The sequence below is a fragment of the Streptococcus sp. HMSC067H01 genome, from assembly GCF_001814775.1.
Lineage (GTDB): Bacteria > Bacillota > Bacilli > Lactobacillales > Streptococcaceae > Streptococcus.
On record NZ_KV817789.1, the window covers coordinates 33,495 to 48,382 of the forward strand.

Annotated in this window: 9 protein-coding genes; 4 read left to right on the forward strand and 5 right to left on the reverse strand. The window is 40.0% G+C overall.

Annotated elements, in window-relative coordinates; genetic code table 11:
• Window positions 1-37 precede the first annotated feature (37 nt).
• The 5 genes from HMPREF2987_RS04805 to HMPREF2987_RS04825 form a co-directional block, all read right to left on the reverse strand.
• Window positions 38-670, reverse strand: coding sequence for a GNAT family N-acetyltransferase (locus tag HMPREF2987_RS04805; protein ID WP_075229560.1), 633 nt, complete (start codon window positions 668-670; stop codon window positions 38-40).
• Window positions 671-917: 247 nt separating this feature from the next.
• A complete protein-coding gene (locus tag HMPREF2987_RS04810) occupies window positions 918-1,217 on the reverse strand; it encodes a DUF1827 family protein (RefSeq protein ID WP_049528781.1) in 300 nt (99 codons plus the stop codon).
• 63 nt (window positions 1,218-1,280) lie between these two features.
• Complete coding sequence (locus HMPREF2987_RS04815; RefSeq protein ID WP_075229561.1) at window positions 1,281-1,730, reverse strand: NUDIX hydrolase; 450 nt, start codon at window positions 1,728-1,730, stop codon at window positions 1,281-1,283.
• An 89-nt stretch (window positions 1,731-1,819) separates the two neighbouring features.
• Window positions 1,820-4,069 carry an ATP-dependent Clp protease ATP-binding subunit gene (locus HMPREF2987_RS04820; protein ID WP_075229562.1) on the reverse strand — a complete coding sequence of 750 codons (2,250 nt, stop codon included), beginning with the start codon at window positions 4,067-4,069 and terminating at the stop codon, window positions 1,820-1,822.
• Window positions 4,070-4,607: 538 nt separating this feature from the next.
• Entirely contained in the window at window positions 4,608-4,838 is a 231-nt protein-coding gene (locus HMPREF2987_RS04825; protein WP_000443576.1) for a DUF1797 family protein, read from the reverse strand.
• 195 nt (window positions 4,839-5,033) lie between these two features.
• On the opposite strand from HMPREF2987_RS04825, the gene HMPREF2987_RS04830 reads away from it, so the two are divergent.
• The 4 genes from HMPREF2987_RS04830 to HMPREF2987_RS04845 all read left to right on the forward strand — a co-directional run.
• The gene (locus HMPREF2987_RS04830) at window positions 5,034-5,717 is read left to right on the forward strand and encodes an amino acid ABC transporter permease (RefSeq protein ID WP_075229563.1); all 684 of its coding nucleotides are present in this window, start codon (window positions 5,034-5,036) and stop codon (window positions 5,715-5,717) included.
• Entirely contained in the window at window positions 5,717-6,451 is a 735-nt protein-coding gene (locus tag HMPREF2987_RS04835; protein ID WP_075229564.1) for an amino acid ABC transporter ATP-binding protein, read from the forward strand. The genes HMPREF2987_RS04830 and HMPREF2987_RS04835 overlap by 1 nt, the downstream gene beginning before the upstream one ends.
• A 529-nt stretch (window positions 6,452-6,980) precedes the next feature.
• Window positions 6,981-7,835, forward strand: a complete 855-nt coding sequence (locus HMPREF2987_RS04840) for a bifunctional methylenetetrahydrofolate dehydrogenase/methenyltetrahydrofolate cyclohydrolase (protein ID WP_075229565.1) — start codon at window positions 6,981-6,983, stop codon at window positions 7,833-7,835.
• A 245-nt stretch (window positions 7,836-8,080) separates the two neighbouring features.
• A partial coding sequence (locus HMPREF2987_RS04845) for an SIALI-17 repeat-containing surface protein (protein WP_075229566.1) occupies window positions 8,081-14,888 on the forward strand: 6,808 nt, incomplete at its 3' end.

The window sequence follows — 14,888 nt, forward strand, 5'->3', positions numbered from 1 at the left end:
AACGAATTACCGATTTCTGTCCCACTCTCTTTTACTTTTATTTATTGATAGTCTTTAAAAAAGCCCAATTCCCAATGGACTTAGTCCCATACTCTAACTCCATGAAATCTAGTAATACATATTCGTTCTTTTTGTAGAATGAAACATTTTTTTCTGTACTGGTAATGAGTCCTAAGCGCTTGCAACCCTTGGATTTGACATAAGGCTCAACTGCATCTCTAAGAAAGGCACTGCCCACTCCTTGTCCTTTAACGGATGGATTGACTGCAAGGAGCATCAAATACCAGTCAAAGCTATTAGATTTTTTCAAATGTTCTTCGGAACGATCTACTAAATCAAGGTACTTCATAAAATTTCTAGGGCTAATGTAACGAAACAGTTTTATAACTCCATTTAGCAAGTAAGATAAGATAGAAAGATCATTTTGTTGTAATAAGGCGACAGCTAATATTTCTCCACCTCGTTCAGCTACTAAACAAGTTTCCTCTTTGATGTAGAGGCGAGTAAGAAGGCTTTCCAATAATTCTAAAAAAGCAGGATAGTAGTCAGGCTTCTTCAAGTCATCTATAATTAGAGTTAAAAAAGGATACTCACTAAAGCTATTGGCTACTACTTTTCCAATTTTTGGGTATTCGTCTAGCCTGGCTCTTCTATATATTATTTTTTCCATTTATAAGCTCCTTAATCGTCTATCCAAAACCATTATAGCTTAAGTTCCTTTATTTTTCGACGAAAACAACTTTCAGGCGCATGAATGTGAACGATTTTTGGAATATGTCCAATTTTTTGGTGATGAGTAGAAAACTATCGGTTTAAAGCTATGTTATATTTTTTGACTAAAAGACTAGACAAAAGCACCCAATGAAGTTAGATTCTTATATCTAACTTCATTGGGTGCTGTCTAATATGGCTAAGATTTATTTTGTAGGGATTGAAATTTCAATCAGCTTTTCAGAGTAGAGGGTCTTGATATTAGCTTCATCGATATTTTGCTTGTCAATCTTACGATTTAAGAAAAATTCTTGGATTTTCTCCATCTCTTTTTCGCGGATAGCGCGATGTTTATTTGAAATGAGGATTTCGTAATGAAGCGGTGCCTGGGTGAAAATAACATCTGTATTACCCGCAGAATAAACCTCTACAAGTGTTGCATCGGTGCTTTCTAACTGACTTTTAACAAGTTGCGAGTGTGAATTAGTAGTGTTGATGAGCTTCATAGGGTTTCCTCCTGAGTTTCTATGTCTATTATAGCACTTTTTGGAAAAATTGGGAAAGTTAACTTAAATTTGATGTTGTTTTTTCCAAGATTCGATAGCCCATTTATGACTTCCACGTTTGAGGTTAGCAATAGCTTCATCAATTGGGAACCAGGCTAGATAATTGAAGTCTTCCAAGGGTTTTTGAACTTCTTGGAAAGAAGTTGCTTCGTAGAGATAGGCTGGATTGTAGTAGTGAGTATCGCGATGGCTAGAATAAAAATACTCGTCAGCCTGACCATAATAGCTACCGATTTCAGCCGTAAAGCCTAATTCTTCAATCAATTCTCGTTTGAGAGCTTCAAAGTGGTCTTCACCTTCTTCGATTTCGCCACCTGGCAAGAACCAAGCACCATTTGGAGCTTGAACGAGGATAATCTTTTCATGTTTTGCATCAGGAATGACTGCATAAACACCGTAGCGAGTCTTGTAGGTTACGCCCTCGATTTTCTCTCCAAATGTAGGATTTGTCATAAATGTCTCCTTCGTGATTGCGCTTTCTTTCTATCATATTAAAGAATGCTCTTACTGTCAAGTAAGAACATTCTTTTAGTATGAAGGAATTAGTCATTTGAATCAACTGTTTCCAATTTATTTTTTGATTTTATGATAATCTTACCATTGCTTGTCATGACCGCTTTGAAATCCTTCTCTCTAGGATTTTCAAGGTAGTAGTCTGTAATCGCATCTTCGATATAATCTTGGATTGTACGACGGAGCGGTCGAGCTCCCATTTTTGGATCATAGCCAAGGTCTACAAGTTTTTCTTTGACCTTATCTGTAACATCTAGGTGGATGTTATTGCTAGAAAGGCGTTTATTGACATCATCAAGCATGAGGTCAACGATTTGAAGGAGATTTTCCTTGCTGAGAGCTTTAAATTCAATGATACCATCAAAACGGTTCATGAATTCTGGACTAAAGAAGTTGCCTAATTCCCCAAGAACAGAGTTGGTACGGCCTTCTCTAGCAGCACCAAATCCAACGCTGGCTTCTGCCTTACCTGTACCTGCATTTGAAGTCATGATAATGATGGCATCCTTGAAGCTAACGGTACGACCTTGACCATCTGTCAAGCGACCATCATCCAAGACTTGAAGAAACATATGCATAACGTCTGGATGGGCTTTTTCTACCTCGTCTAAGAGAATGAGAGAATAAGGATTGCGACGCACTTTCTCAGTCAGTTGCCCAGCTTCATCGTAGCCAACATAGCCTGGAGGGGCACCGACGAGTTTAGCGACGCTGTGTTTTTCCATGTATTCGCTCATGTCAAAGCGAATCATACTATCAGCAGAACCAAAGAGTTCGATAGCTAATTGTTTGGAAAGCTCAGTTTTTCCGACCCCAGTTGGTCCGACAAAGAGGAAGCTGCCGATCGGACGATTTGGAGAACCAAGACCGACACGATTGCGACGGATAGCTTTAGCGATTTTATCGACAGCATCGTCTTGGCCGATGACATGGGCTTTAAGGTCATTGGCTAAATTGATAAGTTGAGATTGTTCTTTTTCTTTGAGATCACCAACTGGTATATTGGTCTTTTGTTCGATGATGTGTTCAATGGTCTTTTCGCTGATGATTGGGGTATCCTGGTCGGTTACCTTGGTCTTTTGCATTTCCTTATACTTGGCAATCTGATCACGGAAGTAGGCCGCTCTTTCAAAGTCTTCATCACGAGTTGCCTGAGTTTTAAGATTTTCTGCTTCGATTAGGCGTTGATCAATAACCTTAGGGTCGACGAAGTTTAGAGTAAGATTCATTTTAGAACCAGCTTCATCTAGAAGGTCGATGGCCTTGTCTGGTAAGAAACGATCTTGGATGTAGCGGTTAGAAAGAGTAGCGGCAGCTTCGATTGCAGCATCGGTATAATGAACGTGGTGGTAATCTTCGTATTTCTTTTGAATACCTTTGAGGATAGTGATTGTTTCTTCCACTGTCGGTTCATCCACCTTAACAGGCTGCATACGGCGCTCGAGGGCTGCATCTTTTTCGATGATGCGGTATTCATTGAGAGTAGTAGCTCCAACAAGTTGGAGTTCACCACGAGCTAGGGCTGGTTTGAGGATATTTCCTGCATCCATATTGCCATCGCCTGCAGAACCAGCTCCAACAATCTCATGAATCTCGTCAATGAAGAGGATGATATCATCGCGTTTGCGAATTTCCTCCATGAGTTTTTGCATACGTTCTTCAAACTGACCACGAATACCTGTGCCTTGGACAAGACTAACGACATCTAAACGAATAACTTCTTTCCCTTGCAGTTTATGAGGGACATCACCGTCTACAATTTTTTGAGCTAAGCCTTCAACAACAGCGGTCTTACCAACACCAGGTTCTCCGATAAGGACTGGATTGTTTTTTGTTCTACGGTTAAGAATTTCAATGACGCGGATGATTTCCTCGTCACGACCGATAACAGGGTCAACATTTCCACGACGGGCAATCTCCGTTACATTGATACCATATTCTTCCAAGAGTCCTTTTTCTTGACTAGGCGGAGGAGTTTGAACTGGCCCACGATTTTGAGGGCCGTAACCACCATTACCTCCGTAACCGCCGCCTGACTGGGTTGGAGGAATATTATTGCTAGAAGAAGGTCTAAAGTTATTCAAATCGTTGAAGAAGTCTCCAAAGGGATCAAAATCACGGTTGTTTAAATCTGTAATTCCTTTAAATAAGCTATTGTTAGGATCAGTTTTGATAATTTTGTAGCAATTTTGACAGAGATCGATTTGCTTTTGTTGACCATTGAGATTGGTATAAAGATGGATTGTTGAGTCATTGATTTTGCAGTTTTGACAGAGCATACCGCCACCTCATTTCTTTCTTAGCACTGACTAAATCTGAAAGGTCAAAAATAGTCAAATGACTGTATAGTTTCATTATATCATGATTATTGGGCAATTCAAGTAAAAAGATTAGGTATTAGCACTTTTGATAATAGAGTGCTAATTTTTTTGAAATCTTATAAACTAGGTCAGCATCACTTGAGTTAGTCTCTTTACGGATCGCATCAGTTTTTTTCTAATTTAAAAGTAAAATTAAGAGCTACTTCTAGCCAATTTTTGAATTTTCATTGAGTTCGCTTAAATATAATTAAGTCTTGAGTATAAGAAAAAATCCTATTTGCAATACAAAAAGGATTCTCGTTAGTGAAGAGGCTGGGACAAAAGTCCTAGCCTCTCAATTGTCTTTGGATTGCCGAGCAAGACGCAGTGGTTGAGTGGGCTCTTATACGCTGATTTCATCAGCTTTTACAGCCCTACTCAACTGTGCGGAGGTGGGACGACGAAATCGAATTCTAACGAATTACCGATTTCTGTCCCACTCTCTTTATATCTATTATTAGTATAGAAGTTCGTAAATTTCCATCGCAATCAAGTCGATGCTGTCAAAAGTATATGTTTCACGAGCTTCAACATCACGAAGTGTAAAGATTGGGCCATTTTCTTCATCATGGTTAAAAGCAACTTCAGCTACAACAACTCCCTCGCGCTCAAAGTTACGTTTTAAGTTACCACCATCTTTTGTCATTGCTTCTAGGCGGTTGATGATTCTAACCAAATGTGATTCCATTTTGATTCTCCTCCATTTCTTATCGTTACTATTTTACCATAAAGAGTATCCACTTGACTAGAAAAAACTAAGATTTCTCGCTATTTCTGTTTTCTTTGAAATTTTATTGAAAATAAAAGAAAAAAGATTGCATTTTTATTCAAAACATGTTATACTCATACAAGTTTTAAGTTAGAATTAGAAAGTAGTGGATTTATGAATTTTTCTTTTTTACCTAAATATCTGCCATATTTTAATTATGGTGCTCTCGTAACGGTCTTGATTTCTGTTTTGGTTGTCTTTTTTGGGACAATTTTGGGTGTGCTCCTAGCCTTTGCTCAACGTTCAAAAATCAAACCTCTAGCATGGATTGCCAATATTTATATCTGGATTTTCCGTGGAACACCTATGATGGTCCAGATTATGATTGCATTTGCACTCATGAGTATTGATGCACCGACGATTCAGTTTGGGATTTTAGGGATTGAGCTTTCTCGGTTAATTCCAGGGATTATCATCATTTCAATGAATAGTGGTGCCTACGTATCAGAGACAGTTCGAGCTGGGATTAATGCAGTTCCAAAAGGGCAATTAGAAGCAGCCTATTCTCTAGGAATTCGCCCTAAAAATGCTATGCGCTATGTCATTCTACCACAGGCAATCAAGAATATCTTACCAGCCTTGGGGAATGAGTTCATCACCATTATCAAAGATAGCTCGCTCTTGTCAGCTATTGGGGTTATGGAGCTGTGGAATGGAGCTACTACAGTGTCAACAACTACTTACCTGCCCTTAACACCACTCTTATTTGCAGCCTTTTACTACTTAATTATGACATCTATCTTGACAATGGCTTTGAAGGCTTTTGAAAATCGTATGGGACAAGGAGATAAGAAATAATGACAGAAACGCTAATTAAAATTGAAGACCTCCATAAAAACTTTGGCAAAAATGAAGTGCTCAAGGGCATTAACCTAGAAATCAAACAGGGTGAGGTAGTGGTCATTATCGGACCGTCAGGTAGCGGGAAGTCAACCCTCCTTCGTTCGATGAATCTCCTCGAAGAAGCTACTAAAGGAAAGGTTATCTTTGAAGGAGTAGACATTACGGATAAGAAAAACGACCTCTTTGCCATGCGTGAAAAGATGGGAATGGTATTCCAACAGTTCAATCTCTTTCCAAATATGACAGTAATGGAAAACATCACGCTTTCTCCTATTAAGACAAAAGGCGAAAGTAAGGAAGTTGCTGAGAAGAGAGCCCATGAGCTTTTGGAAAAGGTTGGTTTACCAGATAAAGCAGATGCCTATCCACAAAGTTTGTCAGGTGGTCAGCAACAGCGGATCGCTATCGCTCGTGGTCTTGCCATGGAACCAGATGTCCTACTCTTTGATGAACCAACTTCTGCTCTAGATCCAGAAATGGTAGGAGAAGTACTAGCAGTTATGCAAGAACTTGCTCAGTCAGGAATGACCATGGTTATCGTAACGCATGAAATGGGCTTTGCTCGTGAGGTGGCAGATCGTGTCATCTTTATGGCTGATGGTGTTGTTGTTGAAGACGGAACTCCAGAGCAAGTCTTTGAACAAACCCAAGAACAAAGAACCAAGGATTTCTTGAGTAAGGTTTTGTAAGAGTTGTAAATTTATATCCATTTCGACTTTTTCTTAGGTAGATAGTTCGATAAGTTATAGCAAAACTTCTTTACTCAGTTTAGATTAAAGTTATAAATAAAAAGTAGGAATCAGAAAAAACTGATTCCTACTTTATTTTAGTTAAAACATGAAGCTAATGCTTGTAAGTATACCTAATACTGCGAAAATAATTTTCCAAACTTGGTGGTTCTTTTTGAAAAGCTTATCAGAGTATAGTGCTAGTATAAGAAATATAAAAAATAGTATATATTTATGAAAGATTGACAAGTCTATCCTCCTTTTTTGTAAGACTTCCTTTACTTATATTGTACATTATTTTCGATGCAGAATCAAAAAATAATATCTTTATTCTGTGGAGTTCCTTTATCCTCCAGTAAGAGAATGACTAGTCCTGCAACTGAGCTTTTTCTTATAGTTTCAGACTATAAGGTCTCTTAGTCAAGAAGTGTTAGAGTGATAAGCCATTTTTTGATATAATAGAACATATTTGATAGAAAAGAGATGAAACATGACGCAGATTATCGATGGGAAGGCTCTAGCAGCTAAGTTACAAGGGCAGTTGGCTGAAAAGACTACGAGATTGAAAGAAGAAACAGGATTGGTTCCTGGCTTGGTGGTGATTTTGGTTGGGGACAATCCTGCTAGTCAGGTTTACGTTCGAAATAAGGAACGCTCAGCTATTGCGGCTGGTTTCCAGAGTGAAGTTGTGCGAGTTCCTGAGACAATTACCCAAGAGGAATTGTTGGATTTGATTGCCAAATACAATCAAGATCCAGCTTGGCATGGGATTTTGGTTCAATTGCCTTTACCAAAACACATCGATGAAGAAGCTGTTTTATTGGCTATTGCCCCTGAGAAGGATGTGGATGGTTTTCATCCGCTCAACATGGGACGTCTTTGGTCTGGTCACCCAGTTATGATCCCTTCAACACCTGCCGGGATTATGGAAATGTTTCATGAGTATGGGATTGACTTAGAAGGTAAAAATGCAGTTGTCATTGGTCGTTCAAATATTGTTGGGAAACCAATGGCCCAGTTACTGTTGGCTAAGAATGCAACTGTAACCTTGACCCACTCACGGACTCATAACCTTGCTAAGGTAGCTTCTAAGGCCGATATTCTTGTCGTAGCAATTGGCCGTGCTAAGTTTGTGACTGCTGACTTTGTCAAACCTGGGGCTGTTGTCATTGATGTGGGGATGAACCGAGATGAAAATGGCAAGCTCTGTGGAGATGTTGACTATGAGGCTGTTGCGCCAATCGCTAGTCATATCACGCCTGTACCTGGTGGAGTTGGGCCTATGACCATTACTATGCTAATGGAGCAAACTTATCAAGCTGCATTGCGTAGCTTGGATAGATAATACAAGCATTGATTTTATATAGTGAAGAAACAAGTTCTAAAAAATGAACTTGTTTTTTCTTGCACTTATTTTAATAAAATTACAGTAAAACTTCTACAAATTATTGAAAATTCTCTACTATTTTGATATATTAAGGTTAACAATATTTATATCTAAAAATTTAGTTGGCGTTCTGGGAGGAGGTTTATTTTTTAGTAAATAATGTAATCGCTTACTAAATATATAAGAAAGGAAAATAGGATTTAATGGATAAGAGATTTTTTGAAAAACGTTGTCATTTTAGTATTCGTAAATTCGCCATTGGTGCGGCATCTGTCATGATTGGAGCTAGTATATTTGGTCTTCAGGTAGCGCAAGCTGCGGAGACAGAAAGTTCTGTTTCTACTGATGCGTCAATCCACCAAGTTGAACCTATAGATAAGCTTTCGGAAGACCTAGCTTCAGCTATTGATCATACAGAAGCAAATGCTGGGGAAGTTAGTTCAACCGAAACAGAGCTAGCGGACAAAGCTGAAGCGTCAAAACCAACTACTGTGGAAAAAGAATCAGAAGTTTTAACTCCCAAAGTTGAAGTTCTAGAAAAAACTGAAACAAGAGTAGGTGAAAATGTTCCGACGAGTCCAAAAGAATCTCCTGAAAAAGCTGTAGCTTTGAAGGATCATGCGGACCAGGTTGATCTGAAAGATTCTTCAACTACTAACAAAGATAAGGAAGAAAAGGCTTCTGCAACTGACTTACCTCAAGTGACAAAGGAGAAAGAAAAAGAAGGCCAACTTTTACAGGAAAGAAAACAAAATTTCAACAAAGACTGGTATTTTAAACTAAACACTCAGGGTGATTTTTCTAAGAAAGATGTGGATGTTCATGACTGGTCTAAGTTGAATCTTCCTCACGACTGGAGTATTTATTTTGATTTTGATCATAAGTCTCCTGCTCGTAATGAAGGTGGTCAATTAAACGGTGGTACTGCCTGGTATCGTAAGACCTTCACGGTTGATGAAGCTGCCAAGGACAAGGACGTTCGTATTAATTTTGATGGAGTTTACATGGACTCTAAGGTTTATGTAAATGGCAAATTTGTAGGTCACTATCCAAGTGGTTACAATCATTTTTCATATGACATCACTGAATTTTTAAATAAAGATGGCAGTGAAAATACCATTGCGGTCCAAGTTACCAATAAACAACCAAGTAGTCGTTGGTACTCAGGAAGTGGGATCTATCGTGATGTGACTCTGAGCTATCGTGACAAGGTGCAAGTGGCTGAAAATGGAAATCATATTACAACTCCAAAATTGGCTGAACAAAAAGATGGCAATGTTGAAACACAAATTCAAAGCAAGATCAAAAATACTGCCAAGACTTTAGCCAAGGTATTTGTGGAGCAACAGATTTTTACTAAGGAAGGTAAGGCTGTCTCAGATTTGGTTCGTTCTGTAACTAAGAGTCTATCAGGAAATGAGACAGCAGACTTTAAACAAACGATCTTGGTTAATAAACCAACTCTCTGGACAACCAAAAGTTATAATCCTCAACTCTATGTTCTAAAAACCAAGGTTTATAATGAAGGGCAGCTAGTTGATGTAACAGAAGATACTTTTGGTTATCGTTATTTCAACTGGACAGCTAAAGAAGGTTTCTCACTGAATGGTGAGAGAATGAAATTCCATGGAGTTAGTATTCACCATGATAACGGTGCCTTGGGGGCAGAAGAAAACTATAAGGCAACCTACCGTAAATTAAAACTCCTAAAAGATATGGGAGTTAACTCTATCCGTACAACCCACAATCCAGCAAGTCCACAGTTGCTAGATGCTGCGGCAAGTCTAGGACTTTTGGTCCAAGAAGAAGCCTTTGATACTTGGTATCGTGGCAAGAAAACTTATGACTATGGACGTTTCTTTGACCAAGATGCAACTCACCCAGAAGCCAAGAAGGGTGAAAAATGGTCTGATTTTGATCTTAGAACCATGGTTGAACGAGATAAAAATAATCCTTCAATCATCATGTGGTCACTCGGTAATGAGGTTGATGAGGCTGATGGTGGAGCTCGTTCACTAGAAATAGCCAAGCGTTTGAAAGCTGTCATCAAAGCTATCGATACAGAACGCTATGTGACCATGGGTGAAAACAAATTCAGTAGTAGATCTACAGGCTTGTTCTTAGAATTAGCAGCAATCATGGATGCTGTTGGTATGAACTACGGTGAGCGTAATTATGATGCAGTTCGTAAAGCGCATCCAGACTGGTTGATTTATGGTTCTGAAACCTCTTCAGCGACTCGAACTCGAGATTCTTATTTTGATCCTGCTCATTTACTCTGGCACGACAATCGTCCAAATCGTCATTATGAACAGTCAGACTATGGGAATGACCGTGTAGCCTGGGGTAGAACAGCTACTGAATCTTGGACTTTTGACCGTGATCGTGCTGGCTATGCAGGTCAGTTCATCTGGACTGGTTTCGACTATATCGGTGAACCAACACCATGGCATAACCAAGATAACACACCAGTAAAAAGCTCTTACTTTGGTATTATTGATACGGCAGGATTGCCTAAGAATGATTTCTATCTCTATCGTAGTGAATGGTATAGTGCCGAAGAAAAACCAACTGTTCGTATCATGCCTCACTGGAATTGGACTGAAGAAACGCTCAAGGAACGTAATATGCTGGTCAATGGTAAGGTTCCAGTTCGGACCTTCTCAAATGCCGCTAGCGTAGAATTGTTCTTGAACAATGAGTCCCTCGGTAAGAAAGAATTTGTTAAGAAAACAACTGAAGATGGGCGCCCTTATCACGAGGGAGCTAAGCCAAGTGAATTGTATCTTGAGTGGTTGGTTGACTATAAACCAGGTACCTTAACTGCTATTGCTCGTGATGAAAATGGTAAAGAGATTGCGCGTGATAGTGTGACAACAGCAGGGGAGCCAGCCAGAGTTCGTCTCACCAAGGAAGAGCATGTCATCACTGCAGATGGTAAGGATTTGTCTTATATCCATTATGAAATCGTTGATGAAGACGGTAATGTTGTGCCAACTGCTAATAATCTTGTTCATTTCAATCTTCATGGGCAAGGGCAAATCGTTGGTGTGGACAATGGGGAACAAGCTAGCCGTGAACGTTATAAGGCTCAGAAAGATGGTACATGGCAAAGAAAAGCCTTCAATGGTAAAGGTGTTGTCATTGTAAAATCTACTGAAAAAGAAGGTAAATTCACTCTTTATGCGGATTCTGCAGGCTTGGCTTCAGATCAGGCAACAGTCACAACCGTTTCAGGCAAGAAAGAAAATCGCCATTTTGTCGCTTTTGCCCCTGTGAAGGCAAGAACTGATGTCAGCGAAAATCCTAAATTGCCAGAGACTGTGACAGTTATTTATAGCGATGGTAGTGTCGAAGAAAAAACTGTGACTTGGGACATCCCAGAAGATCTCCTTTCAAGTGCTGGTGAGAAAAAAGTCCTTGGTAGTGTGGAAGGACTCGAAGCCAAGGCTGAAGCCCTTGTCAAGGTAGTTGCGCTTGATAAGTGGTTGCTAAAAGTAGCAACAGTCCCAGTGGGAACAGCAGCAGAAGATTTGGATAAAACTGTAACGGCTATTTTGTCAGATGGTAACTTGGTTGATGCGAATGTCGTTTCTTGGACCTTGAAAGATCCATCTGCCTTGACAAAAGAAGGTGGACGTACTGAAGCAACTGGTAAATTGGAAGGCAATGACTACGAGGTTACGGCAACCTTTATCGCAAGTGATCAGGAAACAGAAAGTACTGTTACAGGTCTCACAGTTGGAGATAAGACTCTTGAAAACTTTGAGTCTGGGAAGACCTACTACCGAGTATCCCTTCCTTATACTGCTGAAATCCCAAGTGTTGGTGCACAAACTACTGGCTATCAGGTAACAGTTCAACAGGCTTCGGCAGCTAATGATTATCAGGCTTCTGTGTTCTTGAGTGACCAGAAGGGCGATTTGGTTCAAACATATTTGATTCAATTTGTGAAAGAAGCTCCTGCCTTGACACGCTTGGAAGTAAGTGTAGAAGGTAAAGAAAATGCAACAGAAGACCAAGTTCTCCCTTATCATGTCATTGGACATTACGAAGATGGTTCACAGAGTGAATTTTCAGCGTCAGATATCCATTTGGAAGCTAAGTCAGCTGATGGTGCTCATCTTGAGGTGAATGGTCAGAATTTGCTTCTTTACAAGAAAGGTAGTGTAACCCTCACTCCTCGTATTGACAATCAAACTGATAAGACTCAGTCTGTAGCAACTGAACTGGTCATCAAAGAAAATACAGTAGACAAGAAAATTGTCAAACTTCATCCTGTAATTATCTCTACAGATATCAATCAGCAACCGAATTTACCTGATCAAATCGGAGCAGAATTTGATAAAGGCTTGCCTCGTAAGGTAGCTGTAACTTGGGACAAGGTAGATGCAAAAGATCTGAGCTACTATCATAGCTTTACCCTTAAAGGTCATGTAGAAGGCACAGACATTGAAGCTCTTGCCAACGTGACTGTTGAAGGTTTGCAGGTTGCAGAAGAAATCAGTTTAACTCTACCTAAGGGTGAAACGGTTCAATTGCCAGCAACCGTTCGTGCTTATCATTCAAATGGAACAACTGTATATAAAGATGTCGTTTGGGATAAGGTTCCTGAAAACTTTAGTCAGACTGAAGGTATCTATGAAATCAAGGGTCAATTAGTGGGTAGCCATCTGACTACCAAGGCTCATATTCGTGTTTCTAGTCAAGTTGTTGCTGGAAATAACATCTCTAAACAATGGACGGGTTCCCAATTGCCAGCGGCTATCGTGTCCAATACGGGTGGTGATGATTCGGCAAGTACCTTGAACGATTTGACAGTTTCAAGAGCTACTACAGATGTCAAGAACAGATGGACAACTTGGAGAACAAATACTGATAATGACTGGGCATCTATCTTGTTTGGTAACTCTGGTGATTTGACCAAGCGCTTTGTCGACAATCTATCAGTTGATTTCTATACAGACGGGGCAATCGGACTTCCAAAAGAATATGTTATTGAATACTATGTCGGTCAAGAAGTTCCAGATCTTCCAAATGATGTCAATAATGCTCAGCGTGATACCAACCATCCATTCAACAATGCTGCCAACTGGAAAGAAGTTGAACATCTCAAAGCTCCAGGACAATTATCTGCAGGTCAAACAAACCACTTTACATTTGATAAGGTTGAAACTTATGCTGTTCGTATGCGTATGAAGAAAGCAGATGGAACTGCTGGTGTTGGTTTGACAGAAATCACTATTTTAGGAAGTAAGGTTCCAAGTGCTACCAGCTCAGAAATTTCTATCCAAGTAGATGGCAAGAAGCTTGAGCATTTCAATCCATCTAAGACAGATTATTATATTCCTCAAGCAAGCAAGGAAATCACTGCCACAGCCAGCAACAACGGTTTGGTAACGGTTGTTCCTGCAACAAGTGAAAAAGGTGCGACACGTCTTATTTTGAAAGCTGAGGATGGAACTGTTCTTAAAGAATATCGTATCTTCCGTGATGACGAAAAAGAGTCAACACAACCAGTAGCTGCGGAAAATAGTGCCCAGACCTTGAATGTTGGCGATCAACTTCAATTGCCTGCCGAAGTAACAGTCTACTATCCATCACAAGCTGGCTGGGTTAAGGCTAACCTTGCTGTCCAATGGGATGCAGTGCCAGAACATGCGACTGCACAAGAAGGTAGTTTTGAAGTCCTTGGTCATGTTCTAGGAACAGACTTAACAACCAAGATGCAAGTAACAGTTGTTACAAAAGGTAATCAAGTTATCTCAGAAAATGCAAGCAATAATGCGACAGATTCTAAAGCCTTTGCGTCTACTACAAATGATACACAAGCAGCTTCTCGGGATAAGATTTTCTATATCAACGATGGTCATTTTAACGAAGATGGACGTTGGACTAACTGGTCTCGTACTCCGAAAGACCAAGAAACATCTGTGGGAATTCTCTTTAAGAAGAATGGTCAGATTACACCTCAGTCTGTTGGAAAAGTAGCCATTCAATTCTTCAAAGACAGTGGAACAGACGCACCAGCAAAAATGGTATTAGAAAGATATGTTGGGCCTGCCTATACAGAACCAAGCACTATTTCTCGTTATGAAGAAAATGCGGATCATCCATTTAACAAGGCAGAAAACTGGCAAGAAATTCCTTATAAGGCATCTGGAGAAATCGTGGCTGGTAAGCCAATCGAATTTACCTTTGATCCAATTCAGACAACAGCTATTCGAGCACGCATGACTCGTAAATCTACAACTAATGGTCTAGCAATGGTCGAATTTAGTGCTTACTCTCCTGCTAAAGCAAACGATGTGGAAACTCCTTCAGTGACTATTTCGGTTGCTGGAAAAGCATTGGAAAATTTTGATCCTGCGGTTTCAGATTATACAGTGAACTTAAATGGCACTAAACCACAGGTGACTGCTCAAGCAAGTGGTCACGGTGTGACAACGGTTGTTGAGTCTAGTCAGGATAACCTTCCTACTCTTGTCCGTCTTCTTGCTAAGGATGGTAGTCTTGTCAAGGAATATCGTATTCACTTCAAGTCTAGTCACCGTATAGTTCCTGAAGAAGGCGACCAAAGTCCTGTTCTCGAACGACCAAGTCTAGAAGTTGTGAAGACTCCAATTCTATTTAAAGAAATCATCCGTGAAAATAATGATTTAGCTCAAGATGAACGTCGTGTAATCTCAGAAGGTAAGAACGGTGAAAGAGTTGATTATGTTGAGGTTCTAGGATCTAACCGTACAACTGTTCATACAGATACGACTGAGGCGCAAGATCGAATTGTTGAAGTTAAGGTCAAACCTGTCATTACTACTAGCAAAGGTGACGAGCCAGCTCCAGTCGTAGAAGTTCCAGAATTTGAGGGTGGCGTCAATGCTGCTGAAGCTGCCAAGCATGAGTTGCCAGAATACACAGAAGCGATCGGGACAGCAGGCGACGAGCCAGCCCCAGTCGTAGAAATCCCAGAATTTGAGGGTGGCGTCAATGCAGTAGAGGCTGCTAAGCATG